Source organism: Sorangium aterium, assembly GCF_028368935.1.
In the GTDB taxonomy this organism is placed as follows: domain Bacteria; phylum Myxococcota_A; class Polyangia; order Polyangiales; family Polyangiaceae; genus Sorangium; species Sorangium atrum.
Genome location: NZ_JAQNDK010000001.1, coordinates 3,041,845 through 3,065,324, shown reverse-complemented (window position 1 = coordinate 3,065,324; position 23,480 = coordinate 3,041,845). Strand labels below are relative to the sequence as shown.

Here is a 23,480-nt window from a genome sequence, read left to right as displayed (position 1 = left end):
GCGCGATCAGGGCTCCGCGTCGCACTCGGGCGCGTCGCGGAGCGGGCCCGAGGCGCGCGGTCCGTCGAAGTGCAGGAGCTCGAGATCGACGAGCTCGAGGCGCTTGAGCGTCAGATCCAGCGGGCCGACCGACACGCCTGCCACCGCCTCGGCGTAGGCCCGCACGCCGCCGTCGACCCGCGCGTCGTACGAGCAGTAGGGCGGCGCGCTCTCCGCCGTGACGCGCGCGTACGCCTGGACTCCGACGTTCGGGCCGACGATGCCGTACAGGCGCGCCCGGAGCTCCGCGCCGGCGCTCACCTTGCCGGACGCCGTGATCAGGCCGGGCGCTCCGATCGAGGCCGAGCCCGAGGCCGAGCCGGACGGCTCCCAGATCGTGCTCCAGTTGCCATTCCGGTAGTCGACCCCGGCCTCGATCTCGGCGGTCGCCTGCGCCTGGGCGTCCACCTCGGCGGCCGTGAAGGACAGCCCGAGATCCGCCTTCGCTCTCGGCACGACGTCCGTCGTGACGACGACGGGGACCGGGCCCACCCAGAAGGTCAGCGTCGGCAGCGGTATGCTCAGGGCGCCCCCGGCGAGCTCCAGGAGGTCGACCGAGCAGGTCCCCGTGACCGTGCCGGCGCCCTGGAGCCTGGCGCTCACGTCGAGCTGGCCCGACGTGACGAGGCGGAGCTGCTTCAGCTCCGGCACCGGGTTGAGCTTGCTCCTCGGGCCGACATGGACCTCGAGGTCGAGCGCCGGCGAGAGCTCGGCCGTGACGTCGAGCGCCGCCGTCCCGTGCGCGGTGACCCCGCACGACGCCGGGAGCGAGGCCGAGGAGAGCTCGAGGAGCTTCATGGAGGCGCCGGACGAGATCTTCAGGGCTTCCGCCGCGCTCGCGATCTGCTCGTCGTCCTCCACGCCGAGCTCGCGGGTGCGAGCGACGTGATCGTCGATGGCGCGCGCATACTCGCGCGCGTCGTAGTGGACGTGGAAATGGCCCTCGGTGATGAACTCCGTCAGAGGAGCGGGCGTCGTCGCGAGCGCCACACGCGTCGCGTCGATCGTGCGCACGCTCACGACGCGGGCGAGGTAGCCGCCTCCCTGCGTGCCGCCGAGCACGTCGCCCGCGGCGAAGGGCGCCATGCTGCCGTCATGGGTGATGACGAGCTCGTGCTCCTCGAGCGCTGCAGCGACGAACCCCGGCTCCTTCTCGGGCACGCGAGCGCGCTCCGAGAGCGTGAGCGGGCGGACGACATCGACGGTGCCGGGGGCCGGCAACTCGGTAGGATCCGCAGCATCGCTCGAATCCACGGCGCACGCCGCGAGCTGAGGTGCGCTGATCGCGATGAACACGGCGGAGATGAGGCGCGCCGTCGACGCGCGGCTCCCAGGGAGGGTGGTTTTCATGCGCGCCGACGCTACGCGGGTATTGTGGCGAGTTGGTTACAAAAATGAGACTTGCTGTCTCCGGGAGAATGGTCAATGGCTCACTGTGGTGGGTAGAACTCCATGAATCGATATCTCCGGGGCGTGAAGAGCGCTTATCGAAATGAGCGATTCACGACGCCGTGCGAGCTCGTCCATGATGTGGTGAGCGAGCGTGCTCGTGATGGCGTGCGAGCGTGCTCGCGGTCTGGCACGCGGGCGCGCTCATGGATGATCTCGGGCGGCGCGGCGCCGGGCCTCGGACCGGGATCGGGTCGCGCTCGCGCGGCGTCGGCCAGGGGGAACGCCCTTCGGTTCGTGGATGGCTGGAGGAAGGAAGGGCGCGGAGAGCGCGCGTCGCTTTCCGCGGGCGGGCGCGGCGGCTCGGCAGGGTCGAGCCGGCGCTCGGGGCCCGAGGCCATGGCGCGCGTCAGGTGAGCGATCATCGACGTCGCGCTCTCTCGCGATGCGCCGGTCGCCGCTCGCTCCCGATCGAGGCGCCGCGGTCGAACTCGTGGAGCTCCGGTGCGCAGCCCGGCGGGCACGAATCAGCGTGCCTGCCGCTCGGTCTTCGTGCTCTCGCGCAGCCGAGGCCCCGAGGCTGCCGCTGCTGGGCGGCCTCGGCCTGTTCTACCTGGGGTGAGTAACGGGAATCGAACCCGCGACAACTGGAGCCACAATCCAGTGCTCTACCAACTGAGCTATACCCACCGTTCTTCGCGGCCCGTGGGGCTGCGAAGGCCTGGCAGAATACTCAGCTCCGCGCAGAGTGCAATCACGGAAACGCACCGCGTGTCGCTCTTCGAGCCCCCACCCCTGGAACCGGCCACCTTTCGAGCCCCTCGCCCCGGCTTCCCGCCCTGACCCCCAAGGAGGCGCCGGCCTCCTCCACTCGTCCAGCAGAGGGCCCCCGCGGGACAGCGGCCCGCCGGCGCCGCGCCGGCCCCGTTCACGCCTCGGCCCCGGTTCCCCGGCGCGCGCCGGTCGCCTCGCTCAGAGCGTCGTCCACCGGCGCAGCGCGGCCCGGCGGGCCCGGTCCAGGTCCGCGCGGTGGCGGGTCGAGATCGGCGCGCGCTGCGCGGGATGCGCCGGCGGCACCGACGCTCCAGCCGGGTCGTCTGCCGCCTCGCGGCCGGACGCCGCGAGCAGCGCCGCCGCGAGCGAGCTCTCGAGCGCGGTCAGGTCGTAGCCGCCCTCCAGGAAGATGGCGAGCCGCCCGCCCGCCTTCGCGGTCGCCATCGCCGCGAGCCGGCGGCCCATCGCCGCGTACGCGGCGCGCGACAGCTTCATCGCCGCCATCGGATCGCGCTCGTGCGCGTCGAACCCCGCCGAGACCAGGATCAGCTCGGGCGCATACTCGTCGAGCACCGGAAGGAGGAGCTCGTCGAACGCCGCCTCGTAGACCGCGTCCGTCGCGCCGTCGGACAGCGGTACGTTCACCGTGTAACCGGTGCCGTCGCCTCCGCCGAGCTCGTTGGCGGCGCCGGTGCCGGGATAGAACGGCCACTGGTGCAGCGAGCAGAACAGCACCCGCGGATCGTCCCAGAAGATGTCCTGCGTGCCGTTGCCGTGGTGCACGTCGAAGTCGACGACCGCCACCCGCGAGAGCCCGCTGCTCAGCGCCGCCTGCGCCGCCACGGCGACGTTGTTCAGGAGACAGAAGCCCATGCCGGCGTCGCGCGTGGCGTGGTGGCCAGGCGGGCGGAGCAGCGCGACCCCGAGCCGGCCGGGGCCGGCGAGCACCGCGTCGACAAGCGCCACCGCGGCGCCCGCGCCGCGCTTCGCCGCCTCGACCGAGCGTGGGACCACGTACGTGTCGGGGTCGAGCGCCGCAAAGTGGCCGCTGAGCCGGCCGAGCGACTCCAGGTACCGCGGGGCGTGCACCCGGGCGAGCTCTTCCTCGGTGGCGTCGCGCGACGCCACGTGCTCCAGCGAGAGGCCGGCCGCGGCGCAGCGCTCGATGGCGCGGCGGGCGGCTTCGAGGCGCTCCGGGCGCTCAGGGTGCGCGCCTCGCGAGCGATGTTGCTCGAACAGCGCGTCGTCGACGACGTAGAGGCGCGGGGCTTCGGAGTGCGGCTGATTCAAGTGCACCATGAGCTGGGTGGAGAGTTGTAGCAGCGCCGCAGCGGATGGTAGCTTGCCCTGAGCCCCGGAAAGAAGGAGTGGAGACGCAGGATGCGCGGAAAGATCATCGCAGTCTTCGCCGTGATTGTCCTCATGGTCGGAGGGCTTTTTTACGCCCTCACGCGCGCCTCCCTCGCGGAGATCGGGCGCCCCGGCGAGGCGCCGCGCGCGCTCGCGGCCGCCATGGCGCAGCTCCAGGTGGACGGCCTCGTGCTGGAGCGGTGGCTCGACTCCCACGCGAGCGACCCGAAGCTGCGCGAGCCGTTCAACGCCGGCACCGCCCCGGCCCGCGCCGAGGCGGCCACCAGCGCCGCCAACGCCATCCGGGAGGCGGTCGCCGCCTCGCCCGAGCTCGCCAGGACCCCGCCCTCCCTCGTGGTCCTGGTGGACACGAAGGGCGTGGTGCTCGGACGGAACGCCTCCGCGCTGATGCGCGGAGACAACCTCGGCGCCGTCTACCCGTCGCTGAAGCTCGCCATCGAGCAGGGAGTGACCGGCTCGGACGTGTGGGTGAGCCGGGCGCGCAACGAGCAGCTGCTCGCGTCCTACGCGCCCATCCGCAGCGACGCCGGGCAGATCATCGGCGCCGTCGCGGTGGGCACCGCGCTGAACGACGAGCGGCTGACCAACGCGAGCGAGCGCACGAGCGGGCGCGTCCTCGTCGTCGCGACGCAGTCGGGCGACGGCCTCGACGTGGTGGCGAAATCGCGCGACGCCTCCCCGCAGCTGGTCGCGGCGCTCACGGCGTCGCCGGCGAAGGACGGCGCCCTGAAGGCGCTGAGCTCCGGGCAGACGGTCGACATCGGCGGGCTGGCCGGCGAGTACAGCGCCGTCGGGCACGCGCTCGACGGCTACGGTGACGGGCGGCGCGCGGTGCTCCTCAGCATCGCGCAGCTCAGGACGCCGGGGCTCGCGAGCGCGCTGCTCTGGCCGCTGCTCGGCGTCGCCGCGCTCGGGCTCGTGCTCGTCGTGATCGCCGGGTATTTCCTGGACGCGTACATCTCGCAGCCGGTCTCCGAGATCGAGGACGGCCTGCTCGCGATCATGAACGGCCGGACCGACCTCCGGTTCCAGATCGAGCACGCCGAGCTCGGCGGGCTCGTGTTCCGGCTGAACTCGCTCCTGAACCAGCTGCTCGGGGTGCAGGAGGACGAGACCGACGCCGAGGGGCGCCCGTCGCGCGCGCCGACGTCGGCGTCCTTCCGGGACGCCCTCGAGGTCGACGAGCGGATGGCCGCGCTGTCCGTGGAGGAGATCCCGGCCGACGCCAAGGCGCTCCTCGAGGAGCCGGAGGACGCCTACTACGCGCGCATCTTCGCCGAGTACATCGCCGCGAAGAAGTCGCTCGGCGATCCGGTGGACCACATCACCCGCGACGCGTTCGTCGCCCGCCTCAAGGCGAGCGAGCAGGAGCTCGGGCGGAAGCACGGAAAGCCCATGCGCTACAAGATCGAGGTGCGCGGCAAGGAGATCGTGCTCCTCGCCGTGCCGCTCGCCTGACGCGCGCGGCGCAGCAGCCTGGGAGCGCGCGCAGCGAGGCGCGGCGCCGCCCGCGGCCCGGAGGCGCGCCGCGCCGCGCGGCTCAGTGCAGCACGGCGTCCGGGCCCTCGTGCAGCTCGACGCGCCCCGACGAGGGCTCGCGGCGGAGCGCGATCACGTCGGCGAGCTCGCAGCCCAGCGCGATCGCCGGCGATGAGGTCGTGACGATCCACTGCACGTTGGGCAGCGCGGCGCGCAGGCGCGCGGCGAGCGATCGCTGGCGGTGCACCGGCTGCTGCGCCTCGATGTCGTCGATCAGCACGACGCCCTCGGCGAGGCGCGGATCGCCGCTCGGGTGCGCGGACGCGAGCGCGCGGAGCGCGAGCGCGCCGAACGCGACGGTGTGCCGCGCGCTCCGCCCGAGATCGTCGAAGTCGACGCGCTGGCCGTCCGCGCGCTCGAAGATCGGCTCGAGCCGGAGCGGATCGACGCCGGCGTACGTCACGCCGTGGCCCTCGAGCAGCGCCTCGAGCACCCCCTTGAGCGCGCGATCGAGCGCGCCGAGCCGCTCTGCCTGGGCGCCCGGCCAGGCGTCCGAGAGCGCCTCCGGCCGGCTCTTCCGGCCGTCGCGCGCGATCGCCGCCGCGATCGGGACGAACGAGAGCACCTGCTTCGCCTCGCGGGCGAGGTCGGTGCGCGTCGCGTCGTCGAAGCTCGCGGCCGCGCGCACGTCGTAGCGGAGGATGGTGCGCTCGGGCGTCGTCAGCACGATCGCGCTGCGGGAGAACCAGCGCGCTCCCGAGAGCGCGACGAGGACGAAGCCGCCCTCGGCCGCGCGCCGCTCGAACAGCGACTGCTCCCTCCTCCGCAAGATCGCCGCCTCCTCGGGCTCGTCGAGGCGCGCGTTCGGGCTCGTGACCCGCAGCGGGTGCGCGCGCGCCGGGTCGTCCGTGCCGAGCATCCAGTCGGCGACCACGAGCGGCTGCGAGCCGTCGTCTCCGCGCGGCCTCGGCTGCGCGACCGCGTACCCGGGCCGGGTCGACGCGATCGCCGACAGGATCGAGGTCTTGCCCACGCCGTCGCCGCCGAAGAGGACCACGAGCCGGCGCGGCGCGCCGGCGGCGTCCTCGAGCGAAAGCGAGAGATCCTCGAACGGGCCGACATGGACGAGGCGGACGCGGGAGAGCAGCACCGCCCGCGAAGCTACCACCGCGCAGCGCGCGTGGAACGCCGCCGTCGCGTGGCGCGCGCGGACGTCGGCGCGCGGCCGCGAGCGGCCGGCGACGGCGCGGCGAGCGCCTCCGACGCGCCGTGGCATGCCTCGGGTGCGCGCGGGCGCCCCCGCGCACCCGGTGGCGCGCGGGGGCGCCGCAGCCTAGATTCGTCGTCCGGGGTCGTCACCGTGCTGCGCAAGCTGCCTCCGCCGGATTTCCGCTACGTGTGGCTCCACCCGGAGCCCGGCTCGACCGGCGCGCTCGCCGCGGCCGGGACCGCGGGGCTCGCGGGCGCCTCCGCGGCCGTCTGGAGCGCCGGGGGCCACGCGCTCTCGCTGGGGCTCATCGCGATGGGGAGCGCGCTCGGGCTGCTCGCGCTGGTCCGCGCCGATCACCGCCCCCCGATCCAGCGCGGCGCGCGCGAGGTGACGATGGCCGTCGTGCCATGGGGGATCGTCGTCGACCCGGACACGGAGCCGCGGGTGCTGCGGTGGCCCGCCGTCCAGCGGGTGAGCGTGGACGTGTCGCACACGATGCGCGGCGGGACGCCGGCCATCGTGTCGAGCCTCGTGACGGTGCACACCGAGCGCGACGTGCTGGCGGGCCGCGCCGCGGGCGCGGTGGACCTGGAGCGGCTCCTCGCCAACCTCGAGGGGTATGCGCAAGAGGCGTCGCGGCCCGTCGCCGCCGACCTCGAGGGGCTGACGGTGCTGGGCGACGGCGTGACCGAGCCGATCGCCGCGGCGCTGCTGCAGGCGGCGGACGGCATGTGCGCGACGAGCCGCGGCGACGCGCAGCTGGCGCTGCCGGGGGGCGGCTACCGCACGGCGGCGGCGGCGCGCGCCGCGGCGCCCGAGACGGTCGCGGCGCTGCGCTCCGCGCTGTCGTGGAGCCACGATTGCCCCGCGGATCCTCGGCCGCTGGCGGCGGTCGTCGCGGGCGCGTTCGGGGCGGTGGAGCTCGTGCCCGAGCTCCTGCGGCTCGCGAGCTCGCCGCACCCGGTGGTCGCCGCGTTCGGCAAGGCCGCCGCGCTCCGTCTGGGAGCGCCGCCGAACCGCGCCGGCTCGCTCGACGAGGTCGCGGCCTTCCTGTTCGAGGAGGATGTGGAGATCGGGAAGCGGTGGATCGCGTCGGCCCCGACACTTTGTTTGCGACCCCGGGCCCAAGCTTGCTAGCTAGAGGGGTCGGCAGCGCGTGCGCTGCGGTTCGGGCGGCCTGCGCGCGGAGGCCGTCGTCCCGCGGGGCTCCGTCCTCACGGCGCGCTGCCGGCGGGTCGTCCACCGCGCCGGGTCGGCTATGAAACGGGCTCCGTCGCCACCGAAGCCGTCTTCAGGGGGAGCGCGCCGCCGCCTGGCCGCCGCGTGGGTCCTCGGCTTCTCGCTCGCCGCGTGCGCGGAGCACCAGGCGGCAGGGCCGCCCCCGTCGCAGAGCACCGCGCGCGCCGCGCCGTCCGCGGCGCCGCCGGTGGGTCTCGCCCTCGCGCCGCCCGCGGGCCTCGCCCTCGCGTCGCCCGCGCCGCCCATGGTGGACGGCGCCTGGGTCGAGTCGGTGCGGCTCGAGCGCTGGGCCGAGGCGGCGGAGCGGCTCGACGCCCTGCCCATGGAGCAGCGCGCGCTGCCCTCGATGAAGTACGCGCGGGCGCGCGTCGCGTTCGAGCTCGGGGATCACGGCAAGGCGGTGGAGCTGCTCCACGGCCTGGAGCAGGAGCTGCCGCTCCTCGCCCGCGAGGTGGCCCGCTACCGGGCGGAGGCGGCGTTCGTCGCGGGGCCGTTCCACGTGGCGGCGGCGTACTTCGAGCGCTCGGGCAGCGCGCCCGGCCTCGCGCGCGCCGCGCTCGCCACCCTGAAGGGCGGCGATCTCAAGCAGGCTCGCGCGCTCGCCGATCGGGCCGTGGCCGCGGCGCAGCGCGCGCGCAGGTCGCGCGACGAGGCCGCGGCGCGGATGGCGCGGGCGCGCGTCCTGCTCGGCGTGCGCGACGCCGCCGAGCGCCCGGCGGAGAAGGCCGCCGCGGCGGCCCTCGCGCACGCCGACCTCCGGTGGATCGTGAAGAGCGCGCCGTCGTCGCCCGACGGGCGCGACGCCGCGGCGCTCCTCGCCGCCTTGCCGGGGCAGCTCTCGCCGGAGGAGCGGCTCCAGAAGGTCGACGCCATGGTCGCCGGGGGCAGCGCGGCGGAGGCGATCGCCGAGCTCGACAAGATGTCGGGCGTGCCGGCGTCGGAGCTCCACCACCGCAGGGCCACGGCGCTCTACCAGGCGCGCGACTACGAGGCCGCGGCCGCGGCGTTCCTCAAGGTCGCCGCCTCGCCGTCGGCGCGCCAGGCGGAGCAGCTGCACCTCGCGGCGCGCTCGCTCTCGCGGCTCCGGCGCGAGGCGGAGGCGATCGAGCGGCACCTCGCCGTCGCGCGCAGGTTCCGGAAGACCCGCTGGGGGGAGCTCTCGAGCCTGCTCGCCGCGCGGCTCCTCATGCAGGTCGGGCGCTACGCGGAGGCCGTCGCGCAGTACGGCCGGTTCCTCGACGCCTACCCGCGGAGCGATCGGCGCGACGACGCGGCCTACGAGCGGGCGCTCGCGACGCTGTCGACGGGCGGCGCCGCGCGCGCGCGGCGGCCGCTGGAGCAGCTCGCGCGGGACGCGAGGCCGGCCGACGCGGCGCGGCTGCGCGAGCTCGCCGGGCTCGCGGCGCTGCGCGGCGGCGACCGTGACGGCGCGGTGCGGCTCTGGACGCAGGTGATGCGGGAGCAGCCGCTCTCGTGGGGCGCGCTGCTCTCGCGCTCGCGCCTCGCGGCGGTGGGCGCGCCCATGCCGCCGCTGCTCGTCGCGGCGTCCCTCGGGGACGCCCGGGCGGTGGAGGTGAAGCTCCCGCCGGCCGCGGCGCTCCTCGCGTCGATGGGGCTCGACGGCGACGCCGAGAGCTACCTCGCCGAGAACGAGCGAGAGGCGACGGCGGCCTATGCGGGGCAGGAGAGCGAGGCGCTCTGCCGGATGTACGGCATGCTCTCGCCCGCGAAGCGCCGCTACCGCGTGGGCACGCAGGCGGTCTCCGCCGCGGCGCTCCAGCGCGCGCCCTCTCAGGCCGAACGCTGGGCGTGGGAGTGCGTCTATCCGGAGCCGTACGCCGGCGAGGTGCGCGCGCTCGAGGCGCAGCACGGGCTGCCGAGGGGCCTCGTTCACGCGCTGATGCGCCAGGAGAGCGCGTTCGATCCCGTCGTGGTGAGCCCCGCGAGCGCGGTCGGGCTGATGCAGCTCATGCCGTCGACGGCCGAGAAGGCGGCCGGCGAGCTCTCGCTCGGCTTCGACCTCGGGCAGCTCAAGAGCGCGCCGCTCAACCTGCGCCTCGGCGGCTTCTACATCGGCAAGCTGCTCCGGACGTTCGAGGGCAGCCTGCCGCTCGCGGCGGCGGCGTACAACGCCGGTCCGAAGGCCGTGTCGCACTGGCTCGATGGGGGCATCGACCGGGACACCGACGTGTGGGTGGCGCGCATTCCCTACGACGAGACGCGCACCTACGTGGGTCGCGTCCTCTCGAACCTGGCGCGGTATCAGTGGCTGGCCGGCGGGGACGCGGCCGTGGAGATGCTCCCGCTCACGCTCCCCGCGGACGCGCGCGCCCCCGCGGACGCGTACTGAGCGCGGTCGCCGGGACGGCAGCGCAGGGATTCCTTCTGCGTTGAAATTGCGCTGTGCGCTTGAACTCGCAGGCGCGTGCCTTCACCGTGGTGGGGTGGCTGGGACCGCTGGCAGCGACGGCGTGTTCAAGCGGTGTGGGGTCCTCATCCAGCCCTACGCCGATGCTCGATCCATCGGCCGGCTGCTCTCGTCGGCGCTGGCGTGGCTCCTCGTCGTCTTCTCCGTCGCGTCGCTCGTGGAGCCGCTCGCGGGACCGATCGTGGCGGCCGTCATGGTGCCCTTCGCGCTGCTCGGGTCGTTGCTCGCGCTGCTCTGCCTCGCGTGCCTGCTCTACACGCCGATCGCGTGGCTCTGGGCGGCGGTGGGCTCGTCCGGCGCGGCGGTCGTCCGGGTGAGCAACGCGCTGTGGATCGAGCGCCCTGGCGATCGGCGCTCGTTCCCGCTCCTCTCGCTCACGCGCGCGCGGCTCTCGAGCTCCGGCGGCGAGGTCGCCTTGAAGACCGACGACGGCGATGTCATCCGGGTGCGCGTCGACGATCCGGTCGACGCGGAGCGGCTGCTCGGCGTGATCGCCGCCGGGCGGGCGCGGGGCACGTGGAGCGCGCGGCTCTATGAAGACGCGCCGTCGCTGCCGCGGCGCGGCCTGTTCGTCGGGGTCGCGGCGCTCATGTCGCTGATCTGCTGGTCGGTGCTCGACTTCGACGTGGCGCTCTCGCTCGGCGTCGTCACGGGCGCCTCGGCGTGGGTGCTCGCGGCGCTGCTCAGGGAGGGCTCCGCGCGCCGCGTGCTGGTGGCGGGCAGCGACGGGCTCTCGCTGCGGGACGACGCCGGCGAGCGCTTCATCTCCTTCGGCAGCATCGAGCGGGTCGAGGAGACGGCGCTCGGCGTGGAGCTCGCGCTCGCGGGGGGCGAGGAGCTCTCGCTCACCCTCGTGCCGCCGCAGCTGCTGCGCGATCCCAGCGAGACCGGGCTCAGCATGGTGCTCGCGGAGCGGCGCCGCGAGCACCTGCTCGCGCTGCTGCGGGAGCGGAGCGGGCGCGGCGCCGACGAGGCGGGGCGCGCGGTGGCGCTCCTCGGGCGCCGCGGCCTGCCTGCGCCCGCCTGGCGGGCGGCGCTGCGCCGCCTCGTGGGCGAGGCCGGCGCCGACTACCGGACGGCGAAGCTCACGCGGGAGCAGGCGTTCACGGTGCTCGAGGACGGCGGCGCGCCGGCCGAGCTCCGCATCGGGGCCGCGCTCGCGCTCGCGGGCTCGCGCGACGGCCAGACCGAGGAGCGGCTCCGGATCGCGGCCGAGGGCTGCGCCAACCGAGACGTGAGGCTCGCCCTGGAGCACGCGGCCGAGGGCGACATCGACGACTGGATGCTCGAGCAGGCGCTCTCGTCCTCGGGGTCGGAGCAGGCGGCGGCGCCGCCGCGGTCAGCGGCGCGCGCGGCGTGAGGCTGCCCGCGGCGTCATAGCCGTTGCCGCGCGGGCGGGCTGATCGATTCTTCTCGCCCTCCGGCCTTCGAGTTCTCGGTACTCTCTCCAGAGGACGCGCGGCTCCTCGGGTCGGTGTGTCCAGCCGAGCCGCCGCTGGCGCCTGCTGCGCGCCCGTGGTCCTCCAAGGTAGACCCCGATGGAAGGCCCGCTCCAGGACCCCTACGCTTCGGTCGCAGTTCACCCCCCGCGCCCCCGCGCGCCGGCGGGCCGCGCCGCGCGGATCGCGCTGCTCGTCGTGGCGCTCTTCGCGTCGGTCGGATTCGGCGCGCTCGTGGTGGCGCCGCGCCTCGGCGCTCCCGCGCCCTCGAGCGGCGTGGTCGCGCGGCCGTCCCCTGCGCTCGTCATCGCGATCCGCGACCTGGCGCGGCTCGAGACCACGGAGGTGCACGTCGAGAAGGTCGTGGATCTGGCCGACCGGCAGAGCCGCCTCTTCGGCCTGGTGCAGGCCACCGACGCTCTCCTGCTCGTCGCGGTCGGCCACGTCACGATCGGCGTCGATCTCGCGCGGATCGGCGAGGGCGACGTCGCGATGGATCCGGAGACCGGGGTCGCGCGGCTCACGCTGCCGGCGCCCGAGGTCTTCTCGACCCGGCTCGACGAGGACGAGACGTACGTCTACACGCGGTCGACCAGCCTGCTCGCACGGCGCAACGAGCAGCTCGAGGCGCGGGCCCGGAAGGAGGCGACGGCGGCGATCGAGAAGGCCGCGCTCGAGGGGAACGTGATGGCGCGCGCGAAGGCGCAGGCCGAGCGGCAGATCACGGCGCTCGCGACGCAGCTCGGCGCGAAGCGGGTGGAGATCCGCTGGCGCGAGGTCGGCGGCGGCGGGGGCTGAACGCTGGGCGGGCGCGTGTCTCGCGCCGTCACGCCGCGGGAGAGTGGTTCGCGCTCGTGGTGATCGAGCCTGCGCCGAGGCCTTGGTCCGTGGCGCAGGCCTGGTGGAGGAGGGGCACCGTGAACGCGAAGGAGGATCCCTCTCCGACGCTGCTCTCGACCTCGATGATGCCGTGGTGCGCCTCCACGATCGCCTTCGCGATGAAGAGGCCGAGGCCGAGCCCGCCGTTCTGCGTGCGTCGCTCGCCGAAGTAGCGCTCGAAGATCCGGGGCAGCTTGTCGGCGTCGATCCCGGGCCCCGTGTCGGTCACGCTGAACCGTACGAAGCGGCCTGACACGCCGGCGCGCAGGGTGATCGTCCCGCCGGGCGGCGTGAACTTCAACGCGTTGACGGTGAGGTTGGTGAGCACCTGGAGGATCCGATCGCGGTCACAGAGCGCCGGGGGGAGCCCCGCCGGAGCTTCGGAGCGCATCTGGATGTGCTTCGCCTCTGCTTCATCGGCGTGGGTCTCGACCACCTCGGCGAGCAGCGCCGCCGGGGACTCGGGCGCGAGGTCGAGCGCGAGCCCTCCGGAGTCGATCAAGGCCGTGTCGAGCAGGCTGCGGAGGAGGCGGTTCATCCGCTGCACGGTCCGGTGCACGACGGCCGCGCGCCGCGAGACCTCGACGCCCGCTCCAGCGGTCGAGGCCCTCGTGATCAGCCCGGCGTTCAGATCGATGACGGCCAGCGGATCCCGAAGATCGTGGGCGACCATCGCGAGCGTGTGCTCCCTGACCTGCGCGGCGGAGCGCTCCGCTGCCGCGGCGTTCTCGGCCACCTGGCGCGAGGCGCGCTCGACGCGTACCGCCCGCGCCACGCTCTCGCCGAACGCGCTGAGCGTCGCGCCGATCAAGAGGAACAGGACCAGGCCGACGACATCAGCGGGATGGCCGACCCGCAACGTTCCATGGGGCTCGATCCAGTAGACGGCCCCCACGATGCAGAGCACCGTCGAGAGGAGCCCCGGCCACAGCCCGCCGACCCAGGCGCTGGTGATGATCAGCACCCCGTAGAACAAGACGAGCGGGAGCTTCAAGGCCCACACCGGGGGCACCTGGGTGGCAAGGAGAAGCGCGAGCACGCCGGAAATCAGGGCTGTGCCGTAGCGTACGGCAGGCGAGCTCGAGGTGCACTCTGGCAGAGAGCTCATGATCGGCGCTGAGCTTGACCACGCCGGTCGGGCGTCGCAAGCAGCCATACGCGCCCGGCGATATCACTACGGTGGGCGCGGCGCGATCCGCTCCTCGAGGGCGCGAGCGAGCATCGAGAGGAGCTTGTCTGGATCGCAGGGCTTGCCGAGCATGTAAGGAGTGCCGATGCGCCTCGCGATCTCGTGGAGACCCTCGGCCCCGGAGACGAAGACAATCGGAATCTTCTCTCGACCGCTGTTCTCGATGAGCATCCGACACGCCATCCCCGGACCGTCGAGATCCGGCATCTCCACGTCGAGGACGATCAGATCCGGAAATCGCTCCTCCAGCGCGCGCAGCCCCGCCCTCCCGTCCGTGGCAATCCGCACCCGGTGCCCTTCGGCGGTCAACAGCATTTCCATGGCTTCGTTGATGTCGTGGCTATCGTCGACGAGCAACAAATCGGCCATATCCTGACCTCGTTCGAGACAACGATCCATCGATCGGAAGCGGTCGCTCCGATGGCGCCAGGTGAGGAGTGAGGCGATCGAACGCCGCTTGGTGTGTTGGATCCTAGGTAGCACCAAATGTTCTCAGGAGCCCTCTCGCTGCGCCGGACTGGCTGGGAGCCGATGGGTCGAGCCGATCGCTTCTATAGGAGCGTTTCATGGCCCTGTCGGGGAGCCGGCCGACCTCCTGTGCGGCCTCGGCGCCCTCCTGCGCACCGACTTTCAGGGGCTTCAAAGCCCGGGAATGAGTCTTTTGAAGCGGAGAGGCGGGCGGGGGAGATGGTGGCTTTCGACAGCCCTGTCGCTCACTTCTCCAGGTTGCGCTTGGAGAAGGTGTCGTCGTTGATGGACTCGTTCACCTTCACCTTCTTGCGCGTGAGCGTGGTGGTGAGGTTCTTCGTGTGGTCCACCATCTTGAGGGTGCCGGGGGTGCAGACGTCGCCGTCGCACGAGTAGCCGCTGCGGGTCTCGGTCTTCACCAGCTTGCCCTCGGTGTTGTAATACTTGAGCTCGCTGGGGACGTTCTTGTCCTTCGTGACCGTCATCTCGATCTTGGCGTAGGAGGTCGTCTGGCCGCTCCTGGGGGTGAGCGTGAGCTTGACCTCCTTGCCGCTGGAGGAGCTGACGGCCGGCGTGTAGCTGCCGTACTTCTGCGTGGCCAGGTCTTCCTGGCTGAAGGCCATGCCGAAGGCGCCCTGATCGCTCGTGTGGCTGGCGATGCGGCGGACTTTGCCGAAGGACGGCAGATAGACGTACATCTCGGAAGGAGAGAGGATGAGGACCTTGGTGCCTTTGAGGTCCGCGGGTGCGGTGAACTCGGCGAGGCGCTTCTCGCCCTTCATCCACACATTGAGGCCGACGGTCTTGTCGGGTTTGCCGCTCTCCGTCGTCCTGGCCTCGTATTCGAAGTAGAGCGTCTTGGCCTTGTTCATGGCCGCTTCGGTCGCTGCCAGGGCCTTGTCGGCGGCGTCGTCGGCCAGCGCCGCGGGGGCGTGCGAGAGGCCGAGCGCGACCGTGGTGGCAAGGATGGAAACGAAATGCGCAAACCTCATCGGAACCTCGGAGAGCTGGGGGCCCGCCGCTTGTCGGGGCGGAGCCGCCGTCGTTGATTTCTTTGCACCGGAGCGCACGTCGTGTCTAGCATGCAACGGAGCATCAGCACCATGCGCGCGCCCTTCCTTCAGACGCTCGCCCTCGTCCCTACCTTTGCGCTTGTCGCCTGTGGCGCGCGCACCAGCCTGCTGGAGTTCGAACCTCTGGGCGAGGGGGGCGCGTCGTCGGCGTCGTCGTCGTCCTCTGCCTCATCCAGCGGCGCCGGCGCGCCCTGCTCCGAGGAACTCTGCAACGGCCTCGACGACGACTGCGACGGTCAGATCGACGAAGAGATCCCCACCTCCGGCGCCGCTTGCCTTACGGGGCAGACGGGCCCTTGCGCGAACGGCAGCGTGTTTTGTGTGGACGGCGCGCTCGCTTGTATCCCCGATATACGGTCTGTACCCGAGGTGTGCGGCGATGAACTCGACAACAACTGTGACGGCAAGATTGACGAGGGCTGCGTGCCAGCGACCAACGGCTGCAGCGACGGCACGCGCGAGGCATTTGTCGAGGAGGACATTTATCCGTTGATCGCCGGGTGCGCAGGCGGCTTCACCGTACCGGGTATCTTGATCGATCCATTACCTCGATGTGGGTTCGGCGGCGGCAACACCGGCCAGAACCCCGAGGGCCTCGGCTGCAGCGCCAGCGACCTGTGCGCGAAGGGGTTTCATATCTGCAAAGGCGCGGATGACGTCGCTCTCCATTCGCCTACCGGCTGCGACGGCGCGGCGGCCGAGCCCGGCCTGTTCTTCGCGACGCGCCAGGGGAGCACCGGCTGTGCGTATTGCACGCTGGGGGACAACGAGGATCCGGATGTGTGCACCGGAGGGAGCTGCACCCGCGGTTGTGCCACCTCAAGAGTCACGGCAAACGATCTCTTCGGGTGCGGCTCCGTCGGCAGGAGGCCAGCCAGCTGCGGCGTGCTCGACCGCACCTCGGGCGATCTCTGCGAAGCCCTCAAAGGGCCCTGGGACTGCGGGGGCGACGGCTATAACGAGTCCAATCAGGTCATCAAGCCTGGAGCGGCGGGCGGTGGCGTGCTCTGCTGCGCGGATTGAGATCGATCCTCCGAGTCCGCGCGCGGTGAGAGGCACGTCGTCATCGCGGTGTCCCAGCCGTAGATCGCACGACCGGCTCCAGGCGGCTCAGATCCCTCAGGGGGACAGGATGAGCACCTTGACCTGACTCGGCACGATCCGCATTCCGGGGCAGTTCGTGGAGTTCTGCAGGCTCATGCTGGTCAGCCGGGTGGCCGGCATGCCGCCGACGAGGCAGGTGAACGCGGCGGTGATGTGGCGGGAAGGCCCCATGACCGAGCCGGACGCGACCCCCAGGGCGACGCCGGGCTGATCGCCGACGGAGATGAGCTGCGTCGTCAGCAGGTTATGCGCGGGCGCGCACATGAACAGCACGTTGTACGCGGCCGGCGCGCTCACCGGGCCAAAGGACATGTTCGGATAAGGGATCGGGGCAGGCACCGGCGGGGTGAGGCACACGTCCGGAAACCCCAGGTTCATCCCGCCCATCTGCGTGTTCGCGAACATGATGCCTCCTCAACCCAGGTGGATCTGCTCGCCGTCGATCTTGACGAGCTCCTGCGCCGTCACCAGCGTGTTCTCGCCGCGCAGGCTCATCGTCTTCTTCGCGACGTAATCGACCCGCTCGGCCCGGAGCTGCTCGCTCTCCTCGACGGTGCGGTAGGAGCGCTTCACCCGCTGCGAGAGCCGCTCCAGCACGGAGTCGAGGCTCCCGGCAAAGACCTTGGCCTTCGTGATCTCCGCGCGGAGGAGCGTCCCAACGAACGAGAGGCTTTGCAGCGCGACATTCCCGTCGACGGCGTTCACCGAGAGGCCCGCCGAGACCACCGCCACCTCCTTGGCCGAGACCAGGCCGATGCCGTCCTGCGCGGCGACACCGAGGCGACCGGCAGGCAGCTTGATGTTCAGGTCGCCGTCCGCGACGATGCTCCCGGGCGCGCCGTCCTCCCGCTCCAGCACGGAGAGCACGTAGCAACGCCCGTCGGTCGCCACGGCAAGGAGCACGAGGTCGCCCGCCTCGGGCTCGAGGAGGCACCCCTTGGCGCGCTTCGCCCTGAATTCGCCCGCGTCGGTCTCGACGACGAGCGCCGCGCCGTCGGCGCGCACCACGGTGCCGAACTCCTGAGTGACCAGAGCCCTCGGCTCCTGCTTTCTCGCCAGATTGCGCATGATTCCCTCGTCAACGCGTAGACGTCTCGACACCCATGGCCGGAGTCTCCGAGCTCCCCCGGCTGCTGCTCAACACCCGTGATTGCCACTGCTCCGCCTCGGCGAGATCCGCGTCGTCGCCGAGGGCGGCCGCCCGGTTGGACCACAGGGCCCCTTCGTCCTTGATCCGATGGAGGCGCGCTCGAAACAGGGTCGCCCTCGAGAAGTCGCCGGCCGAGACGTCGGCGTGGGAGAGGTCGGCGTACGTCAGGTTGGCGCCGTTCCAGCGCGCGCCCGCGCACGCGGCCCGGGTCAGGATGCACATCTCCAGGTTGGCGCCGGCGAGGTTGGCCTCGATGAGGCGAGCGCCCACGAAGACAGACTCCTTGAGCACGGCCCCGGCGAGGCTCGCGCGGGTGAGGTTGGCATTCACGAAGAGCGCCCGGCCCGCGAGCGCGCCGTCGAGCTTGGCGCCGGAGAGGTTCGCGTCCTTGAAACCGCACTGCGTCAGCGTCGCGCCGGAGAAGTCGCAGCCGCTGAGATCGGCGCCCGTGAACTGTGTCATCGTGAACGTCATCCCGCGCAGGTCCTGGCCCGCGAGCTTCCCCTCCACGAGCACGACCAGCTCCAGGACGGCGCCGCCGAGGGTCGCGTTCGAGAGATCGGCGCGCACGAGCGCCGTCTGCTTCAGCACGGCGCCCGAGAGGTCGAGCCGCTCGGTCCGCACGTCCAGGATGGCGGCGCGGTCCAGGTTGGCGCGCGCGAGCCGGGCGCCCGAGAGGCTCGTGTTGATCACGCTCGCGAGGGTCAGGTCTGCTCCGCTCAGGTCGATGCAGGAGAGATCGCCGCCGGTGAGCTGCGCTGCGATAAGGGAGGCGCCGTCCAGCTTCGCCCCCGTGAGATCACAGTCCACAATCGCCGCAAGGTGCAGGTTGGCGCCGGACAGGCGCGCGCCGCTGAAGCAGCAGCCGGTGGCGGTCGACTCCTTCAGCCGAACGCCAGAGAGGTTCGCGCCGGCAAAGCTCACCTTGTCGAATATCGCGCCTGAGAGGTCGGCGCCTGAGAGGTCGACGCCCGAGAGGTCGACGTCGGAGATGATCTCGCCGCCCTGGATCAGCTCGACCAGATCATTTCTGTCCATGGTTCTCCGGCGGCGCGACGAAGCGCACGTACTTCACATTGGCCCCCTTCAGGCTCGTCGCGGCGTTTCCGCGCATCTTCGCGGCGTCGACGCGGAACAGGTTGGCGCCCTCGAAGCTCGCGTCGTCGACCTTCGCCTTCTGCAGCACGGCCTCCATCAGATCGATTCCGGACAGCGAGGCGCCCGAGAGGTCTGCCCGCGTGAGCATGGCGCCCACCGCGACGGCGCGATCCAGGCGAGCGCCCGTGAGGTCGCACTCGCTGAGATCGGAGCTCCGCAGGTTGGCCTCCGTGAAGTCGCTCCCTCGGAGGCAGGTGCCCCTCAGATTGGCCTGCTCGAGCGAAGCGCCGCGGAAGTCGGCGCCCGTGAACGACGAGCCTGCGATGAGGCGGATGTTGTCGAGCTTGGCGCCGCGGAAGACGGCGCCGTCGCCCTTGCCGGTGATGAACACCGACGCGCGGAGGTTCGCGCCGCGAAAGTCGACGCCCTCCACGTTGACCTCGATGAAGGTGCACTTCTCGAGGTCTGCGCCGGAGAGCTGGGCGCCGGAGAGGTCGGCGTTGATGAGGACGAGGTTGCGCGCGGTCACGCGGCTGAGGTCGGCCCCGTCGAAGGTCGCCTGGGACAGGTCGGCGTCCGACAGGCGCGCGCCGGTCAGGTCGGCGCCCGACAGGTTGGCCTTGGCCAGCACGGCGCCGGTGAGGTCGAGCCCGCCGCGCATCTTCACGTCGCAAAGGTTCGCTCCGCCGAGGTTCGCGCCGGCGAGGTTCGCCCCGGTGAGATCTGCGCCGAGGAGATTGGCCTTTGCCAGGACCGCGTTGGCGAGGTTCGCGCCGCACAGCCGGGTGCCCGTGAGGACCGCGGCCTCGAGCAGCGCGCCCTCGAGATCGATGCCCGACAGGTCGAGGTGCGAGAGATCGGCGCCCGTGAGGTCGCGCCCCGCGAAGCTCTCCCCGGTCCGGTGCCCGGCAATCACCTCTTCCCGCACGCGAGTGGCCTCCTCGCCTCCCAGCCGGGAGGCGGCCGGGTAGTGGTGAGCGAGCTTCCGGTAGGCAGAGCGCATCTGCTCTTCCACCTCGAAGAGGCGCGCCGCAAGCTCCGGGTCACCGAGCTGCGCCTCGAGCTCCGGCCATTCGACTCCGCCGTTCCGCGCCATCTGGGCGACGTCCTCGAGCCGCTCGAGCTCCTTCTTGGCCGAGAACCGGGGCGGGCCGCCGGCTTCCTTCTGCCGTTCGCCCATGATCGCGTCATAATCGAATCCGTGCTTCGCGCACTCGGCGCGCGCCCTCTGCTCCTCGGCCGCGCGGCGCGCCTCCGCGTCCGCCTTGACCTTCTCGGCCTCGGTCATCGCCCGCTCGACGTATGCCGGCAGCTCGTCCAGGCTGGGCTCGATCGCGTCGTCGTCCGGCGGCAGCGGGGCGACGAGCGGCTCCGGATCGAGGCCCTGCGCCCGGATCTTCGCCTTGATCTCCTCGATCTGCCGCTCCGCCTTCGCGCGGGCGCGCTTCTGCAAGAGCCCTTCCGATCGGAGCAGCCTCGTCATCTCGGCCTGAGGGTCGTCCGGCAGCGGCCCCGCGTCCGGCTGCGGAGGCGGCATCAGATCCGCGTCACGCAGGAGGAAGAGGTGCCCTTTCTCCTTGTCCAGCCGCTGGGCCATGACGGTCCGGTAATGCTCGACCGGCCTGGGCTCGCCCATCGCCTCGCAGCCCGCGACGATGTGGAGCACGTCGGCCGCATCGTCTTCACGGATCTTGAGCACCCCGCGATAGACGAGGATCCCGCGCTCGTGGTGGGGGAAGAGCCGGACCGTGTCGAGGCGGGTCGCGATCTCCCGGAAGGATTCCCCCTCGCCGGTCTTCTGGTTGATGAAGCACCGCGCCGCCACCCCCGGCAGCGCCCCTTCGATCCGGGGCTTCCCGGGGTGCATGTTCTCGATGACGAACGCCTCGTCGCCCCGGAAATACCCCTCGATCTGCTGGTCCGGCGGCGTGGTGTTGAAGAAGCTCCAGTCGAGGTCTTTGGCGAGCTCGGGGAAGCGCTCCTTGAGCCACGCTTCATCGTACGTCCCGACCTTGGAGAAGCGCTGTGGCCAGGTCGGATCGTAACCTCCGAAGCCGGCGGGCGGGGGCCGGTCGCCGGGCGACCGGACGAGGCGGCGCGGATCCTCGATGTTGGGCAACGGATGCACCGAGCCGTTCTCGCCGCGCACCGGCGCGAAGCCTTTGCCGATCGGGTTCGGCGCGTAGCCCTCGCCGCCGAAGGCGTTCTGCCATGTGATCGGCATCTCGGTGAACGGCTCCGGATCGGTCATCCCCAGGAGACCGAAGCGGCGGTCTCCGACGACGTAAAGCGTCTTGTCGATCGCCCCGAGCTGGACCCGCACCGAGCACGCGGCGCGCGGCACGGCGCCCGCGGTGAAGCAGCGGCCGTTCACGAGCAGCTCTCCCCGGAGCTTCGGCATGCACTCGTCGAGGATGGCGTCGCTCCCGAGCTCCGTGCCGGCGAACCTCCAGAGGCTCTGCTCATGGAGCAGGTGCCTCGGCGTCTCGAACGGGAAGAAGACGAGGAGCGTGACGACGAGGTACGGCTCGCCGTCGTTCTCGAACACCTTGGTGAGCAGCCCCAGCCGGTTCGGCTTGATGGTCTTCATGAGGTTCGCTGCAGGCTCCCGCGGTCTTCTGCTGGGCGCCGCGGCTAGTGGAACATGTGAATGAAGGATTGCCAGACGTGAGCCCCCGTCGAGGTCACCTTGGCCGCAGCAGTCCTGCTGAGCGTTATCCCCGAGGTGCCGATCTTGACGGCCGAGTTCTTCATGTCGAGCAAGGTGACGTCCGTCTTGCCTTTTGAATTCTTGTAGTTCCAGCCCAGGATGACCTCCGCCTTGAGCCCGGCGATGACATCCACCTTCAACCCCACGACCAGCTCCGTCCTTTGCGGGGCGACGACGTTCAGGGTGCCGAAGCCGTAGGTGAGGTTGATCAGGCCGCCGAACGTGTTTTGAATCCTGACGCCCTGAATCTCGCGGTAGTCGGATTTGCCCTTCGCTCTGAAGTGCTCTGCCTGGATGACGTAGTCACCCGTCGCGATGTGCTCGACGTTGCCGCCCGGGATCTCGACCTTCCAGCCGTCGTTGAACTTCCCGTGCTGAAGGCCGGTGGTCTCCTCGTACCGGCCGCCCGTCGTCACCTTCGTCTCGTGATGGCCCTCGTACTTCTCCGTGACCTTCCCGTGGACGGTCGTCTCCTCGGTGCCGTGCTCGGACTTGCGCAGGTTGGTGACCGTGGTGGTCTGGGTGTCCAGATATTTTTCCGTGACGGGCTTGGTGACCGTCTCGCTCTTCGTGTCCTTGTAAATCTCCGTGACGGCCTTCGTGACGGTCTCGGTCTTTATGTCCTTGTACTCGAGGGTGACGGCGCCGGTGACGGTCTCTTTCAGGTAACCGCCGACCTCGGTCTCCATCTGATCGTCGACGTTGTCTTTCCTCCAGGTGCCCGTCTGGATCTCGAGCGACTTGCCCGTCTTGATCAGGGCGGTACCGTCCGTCCTGGAGATGAAATTGTGGTTATCGTTGGGCGCGCCCATGCGCAGCATCGTGTTCTCGGTCGGCGTGCTGACGGTGATGCGCTGCGAGCCCGCCTGGTCCTCGAGCTCGATGCGGTTCCTGCCCCCGGTCTGGATGACGTTCCTCGTCCTGTTGGCGGAGGTGACGGGGCTCGGCGTGAGCGCGTTGGGGGCGACGCCGGCGATGACGGGGCGGTCCGGATCCCCGCCGAGGAAGGTGCACATCACCTCGGTGCCCTTGCGCAGGGGGAAATGGAACCCCTCGGTGCCGCCGCCGTGCGGCTGGAGCATGCGAACCCAGGTCGAGGCCTTGCCGCCCCGGAGGTCGCTCTCATCGAAGCTCAGCTTGACCGCGTAGCGACCGTGCTGGTCGATCTGGGCGTACTCGCTGTCCGCCGGGCCGTCGACGAGGGCGTGCTCGGTCCCGTAGATACGAGGCCACGGCGTCCGTTGCGGCGCCCGGTACTGGACGGTCGAGGAGACGGCCTTGACCTCCATCCGGTACACATCGTCCCAGGTGAGCCCGATGATCTGCATCAGCTCGGGCGCCCAGCCCGTCTGGTTGCCCCAGTGCTCGACCTCGGTGGCCAGATAGACCGCATTGAGCGCCGGCCTCGGATGCTCTTCGAGCTCGAACGTGTACCCGGGGCGCATGGTGAAGGCCGCCCCGGTGCCGTGGTAGACGACCTGGCCCGCGAGCAGCTCCTGCGCCTTCACGGCCGCGAGGCGGCTGCCCTCGGCCGGCGTGAAGAAACGCGCGCCGTGGACGCTGATCTCGCCGAGCCCGTTCGCCGCGACGGGCGCCCTGCCGGAGATCTCGATCGCGGGATTGTTGTAATCATAGTCGCTCATGCGGACCCTGGACGGCATCGACGTGTGCCGGCACGTGAAGGTCCAGAGCACCTCTCCCTTGACCCTGTGCTCGCTGAACTGCGGGATATACCGGACCGCCTTCTGGCCGAGCGGGGCGTGGACGCCCTTGTCGTCGGTGATGATGAGCGTCTCCCCGCCGTCCCCTTGCTCGAAGTAATAATAGAGCCCCTCGCGCTCCATCCACCGCGAGATGAAGTCGAAGTCGCTCTCGCGGTACTGGCACACGTGCTCCTGCGGCTTGTAGCTGCCGATCAGCCTGAGCTCGTAGTCCGAGACCCCGGCGCCCGAGAGCACCGTCTTGATGATGTCGGGCTCCGTCTGGTCGGTGAAGATCCGGCTATGCAGGGAGATGGTGAGCTTCCAGAGCTGCGGCACGAGCACGGCGCGGAAGACGGAGCGTTCGCCGAACGCGTGGATGAGCTCCATCGTCGCGAAGATGCCGTTCACGAGGAAGGGAGCCCCGCCGTCCGACGGGGAGAGGCGGAGTGTCGCCTTCGTACCCACAACGTCGGCGAGGTCGAGATCCTGGCCCACGTAGTTCGTCATCACGAGATAGATCTCGAAGACGTACGGCTTCGACAGCCCCTCTGCCCCTCGAAAGCCAATGACCCGCGTGGCGGCGGGGAGCGCGCTGGCGCTGACGGTGAACGCATCTTGCATGATTGTAACTCCCCGTTATCGGTGCGCGTTGGCTCCTGGCGCCGGAAGAACGTCGACTATAGAGGCCATTTCTGGAAAGCAAAGCGATGATTGTATGTCACGACGGCGTGTCGCCGT

Annotated in this window: 17 protein-coding genes and 1 tRNA gene; 6 read left to right on the top strand and 12 right to left on the bottom strand. The window is 71.3% G+C overall.

Features of this window, described 5'->3' with window-relative positions:
- Positions 1 to 6: 6 nt before the first annotated feature.
- The 3 genes from POL72_RS11225 to POL72_RS11215 all read right to left on the bottom strand — a co-directional run bounded on the left by POL72_RS11225 (position 7) and on the right by POL72_RS11215 (position 3,501).
- Positions 7 to 1,389: a hypothetical protein gene (locus POL72_RS11225; protein ID WP_272095101.1), complete on the bottom strand. Its 1,383-nt coding sequence runs from the start codon at positions 1,387 to 1,389 to the stop codon at positions 7 to 9.
- A gap of 653 nt (positions 1,390 to 2,042) precedes the next feature.
- Positions 2,043 to 2,118 (bottom strand) — tRNA-His (locus POL72_RS11220).
- 282 nt (positions 2,119 to 2,400) lie between these two features.
- The gene (locus POL72_RS11215; RefSeq protein WP_272095100.1) at positions 2,401 to 3,501 is read right to left on the bottom strand and encodes a histone deacetylase family protein; all 1,101 of its coding nucleotides are present in this window, start codon (positions 3,499 to 3,501) and stop codon (positions 2,401 to 2,403) included.
- An 81-nt stretch (positions 3,502 to 3,582) separates the two neighbouring features.
- Between POL72_RS11215 and POL72_RS11210 the strand changes: the two genes are divergently transcribed.
- Positions 3,583 to 5,031: an MXAN_5187 C-terminal domain-containing protein gene (locus POL72_RS11210; protein ID WP_272095099.1), complete on the top strand. Its 1,449-nt coding sequence runs from the start codon at positions 3,583 to 3,585 to the stop codon at positions 5,029 to 5,031.
- Between the two features lie 82 nt (positions 5,032 to 5,113).
- On the opposite strand, the gene POL72_RS11205 is transcribed toward POL72_RS11210, so the two are convergent.
- Complete coding sequence (locus tag POL72_RS11205) at positions 5,114 to 6,328, bottom strand: hypothetical protein (RefSeq protein ID WP_272095098.1); 1,215 nt, start codon at positions 6,326 to 6,328, stop codon at positions 5,114 to 5,116.
- A gap of 84 nt (positions 6,329 to 6,412) precedes the next feature.
- On the opposite strand from POL72_RS11205, the gene POL72_RS11200 reads away from it, so the two are divergent.
- From POL72_RS11200 to POL72_RS11185, 4 genes are all read left to right on the top strand, one after another.
- Complete coding sequence (locus tag POL72_RS11200; RefSeq protein ID WP_272095096.1) at positions 6,413 to 7,399, top strand: hypothetical protein; 987 nt, start codon at positions 6,413 to 6,415, stop codon at positions 7,397 to 7,399.
- 121 nt (positions 7,400 to 7,520) lie between these two features.
- The gene (locus POL72_RS11195; RefSeq protein ID WP_272095094.1) at positions 7,521 to 9,851 is read left to right on the top strand and encodes a transglycosylase SLT domain-containing protein; all 2,331 of its coding nucleotides are present in this window, start codon (positions 7,521 to 7,523) and stop codon (positions 9,849 to 9,851) included.
- A 94-nt stretch (positions 9,852 to 9,945) separates the two neighbouring features.
- Positions 9,946 to 11,289: a hypothetical protein gene (locus POL72_RS11190; RefSeq protein WP_272095093.1), complete on the top strand. Its 1,344-nt coding sequence runs from the start codon at positions 9,946 to 9,948 to the stop codon at positions 11,287 to 11,289.
- A gap of 178 nt (positions 11,290 to 11,467) precedes the next feature.
- Complete coding sequence (locus POL72_RS11185; protein ID WP_272095092.1) at positions 11,468 to 12,166, top strand: DUF4230 domain-containing protein; 699 nt, start codon at positions 11,468 to 11,470, stop codon at positions 12,164 to 12,166.
- 28 nt (positions 12,167 to 12,194) lie between these two features.
- On the opposite strand, the gene POL72_RS11180 is transcribed toward POL72_RS11185, so the two are convergent.
- From POL72_RS11180 to POL72_RS11170, 3 genes are all read right to left on the bottom strand, one after another.
- The gene (locus tag POL72_RS11180) at positions 12,195 to 13,355 is read right to left on the bottom strand and encodes a sensor histidine kinase (protein ID WP_272095091.1); all 1,161 of its coding nucleotides are present in this window, start codon (positions 13,353 to 13,355) and stop codon (positions 12,195 to 12,197) included.
- Between the two features lie 66 nt (positions 13,356 to 13,421).
- Positions 13,422 to 13,805: a response regulator gene (locus tag POL72_RS11175; RefSeq protein ID WP_272095090.1), complete on the bottom strand. Its 384-nt coding sequence runs from the start codon at positions 13,803 to 13,805 to the stop codon at positions 13,422 to 13,424.
- A gap of 344 nt (positions 13,806 to 14,149) precedes the next feature.
- A complete protein-coding gene (locus tag POL72_RS11170; RefSeq protein WP_272095089.1) occupies positions 14,150 to 14,896 on the bottom strand; it encodes an outer membrane lipoprotein-sorting protein in 747 nt (248 codons plus the stop codon).
- Between the two features lie 90 nt (positions 14,897 to 14,986).
- On the opposite strand from POL72_RS11170, the gene POL72_RS11165 reads away from it, so the two are divergent.
- Entirely contained in the window at positions 14,987 to 16,000 is a 1,014-nt protein-coding gene (locus tag POL72_RS11165; protein WP_272095088.1) for a MopE-related protein, read from the top strand.
- 96 nt (positions 16,001 to 16,096) lie between these two features.
- Here POL72_RS11165 and POL72_RS11160 read toward each other — a convergent pair whose 3' ends face one another.
- Genes POL72_RS11160 through POL72_RS11140 form a run of 5 tightly spaced genes read right to left on the bottom strand, consistent with a single transcriptional unit; the run spans position 16,097 to position 23,363 of the window.
- Positions 16,097 to 16,486 (bottom strand): DUF4150 domain-containing protein, encoded by a 390-nt coding sequence (locus tag POL72_RS11160; RefSeq protein WP_272095087.1) that lies wholly within the window; start codon positions 16,484 to 16,486, stop codon positions 16,097 to 16,099.
- A gap of 9 nt (positions 16,487 to 16,495) precedes the next feature.
- Positions 16,496 to 17,149 (bottom strand): DUF3540 domain-containing protein, encoded by a 654-nt coding sequence (locus tag POL72_RS11155; protein ID WP_272095085.1) that lies wholly within the window; start codon positions 17,147 to 17,149, stop codon positions 16,496 to 16,498.
- A gap of 10 nt (positions 17,150 to 17,159) precedes the next feature.
- Positions 17,160 to 18,269 carry a pentapeptide repeat-containing protein gene (locus POL72_RS11150; RefSeq protein ID WP_272095084.1) on the bottom strand — a complete coding sequence of 370 codons (1,110 nt, stop codon included), beginning with the start codon at positions 18,267 to 18,269 and terminating at the stop codon, positions 17,160 to 17,162.
- Positions 18,256 to 20,919 carry a DUF2169 family type VI secretion system accessory protein gene (locus POL72_RS11145; RefSeq protein ID WP_272095083.1) on the bottom strand — a complete coding sequence of 888 codons (2,664 nt, stop codon included), beginning with the start codon at positions 20,917 to 20,919 and terminating at the stop codon, positions 18,256 to 18,258. The genes POL72_RS11150 and POL72_RS11145 overlap by 14 nt, the downstream gene beginning before the upstream one ends.
- 44 nt (positions 20,920 to 20,963) lie before the next feature.
- On the bottom strand, positions 20,964 to 23,363 hold the full coding sequence (locus tag POL72_RS11140) for a type VI secretion system Vgr family protein (RefSeq protein WP_272095082.1): 2,400 nt from the start codon (positions 23,361 to 23,363) through the stop codon (positions 20,964 to 20,966).
- Between the last annotated feature and the right edge of the window lie 117 nt (positions 23,364 to 23,480).

Coding starts and splice junctions, on each gene's coding strand:
- POL72_RS11210 (WP_272095099.1), top strand. CDS start 3,583: ATGCGCGGAAAGATCATCGCAGTCTTCGCCGTGATTGTCCTCATGGTC.
- POL72_RS11175 (WP_272095090.1), bottom strand. CDS start 13,805: ATGGCCGATTTGTTGCTCGTCGACGATAGCCACGACATCAACGAAGCC.
- POL72_RS11195 (WP_272095094.1), top strand. CDS start 7,521: ATGAAACGGGCTCCGTCGCCACCGAAGCCGTCTTCAGGGGGAGCGCGC.
- POL72_RS11155 (WP_272095085.1), bottom strand. CDS start 17,149: ATGCGCAATCTGGCGAGAAAGCAGGAGCCGAGGGCTCTGGTCACTCAG.
- POL72_RS11185 (WP_272095092.1), top strand. CDS start 11,468: ATGGAAGGCCCGCTCCAGGACCCCTACGCTTCGGTCGCAGTTCACCCC.
- POL72_RS11215 (WP_272095100.1), bottom strand. CDS start 3,501: ATGGTGCACTTGAATCAGCCGCACTCCGAAGCCCCGCGCCTCTACGTC.
- POL72_RS11150 (WP_272095084.1), bottom strand. CDS start 18,269: ATGGACAGAAATGATCTGGTCGAGCTGATCCAGGGCGGCGAGATCATC.
- POL72_RS11170 (WP_272095089.1), bottom strand. CDS start 14,896: ATGAGGTTTGCGCATTTCGTTTCCATCCTTGCCACCACGGTCGCGCTC.
- POL72_RS11205 (WP_272095098.1), bottom strand. CDS start 6,328: ATGCCACGGCGCGTCGGAGGCGCTCGCCGCGCCGTCGCCGGCCGCTCG.
- POL72_RS11180 (WP_272095091.1), bottom strand. CDS start 13,355: ATGAGCTCTCTGCCAGAGTGCACCTCGAGCTCGCCTGCCGTACGCTAC.
- POL72_RS11160 (WP_272095087.1), bottom strand. CDS start 16,486: ATGTTCGCGAACACGCAGATGGGCGGGATGAACCTGGGGTTTCCGGAC.
- POL72_RS11225 (WP_272095101.1), bottom strand. CDS start 1,389: ATGAAAACCACCCTCCCTGGGAGCCGCGCGTCGACGGCGCGCCTCATC.
- POL72_RS11140 (WP_272095082.1), bottom strand. CDS start 23,363: ATGCAAGATGCGTTCACCGTCAGCGCCAGCGCGCTCCCCGCCGCCACG.
- POL72_RS11165 (WP_272095088.1), top strand. CDS start 14,987: ATGCAACGGAGCATCAGCACCATGCGCGCGCCCTTCCTTCAGACGCTC.
- POL72_RS11145 (WP_272095083.1), bottom strand. CDS start 20,919: ATGAAGACCATCAAGCCGAACCGGCTGGGGCTGCTCACCAAGGTGTTC.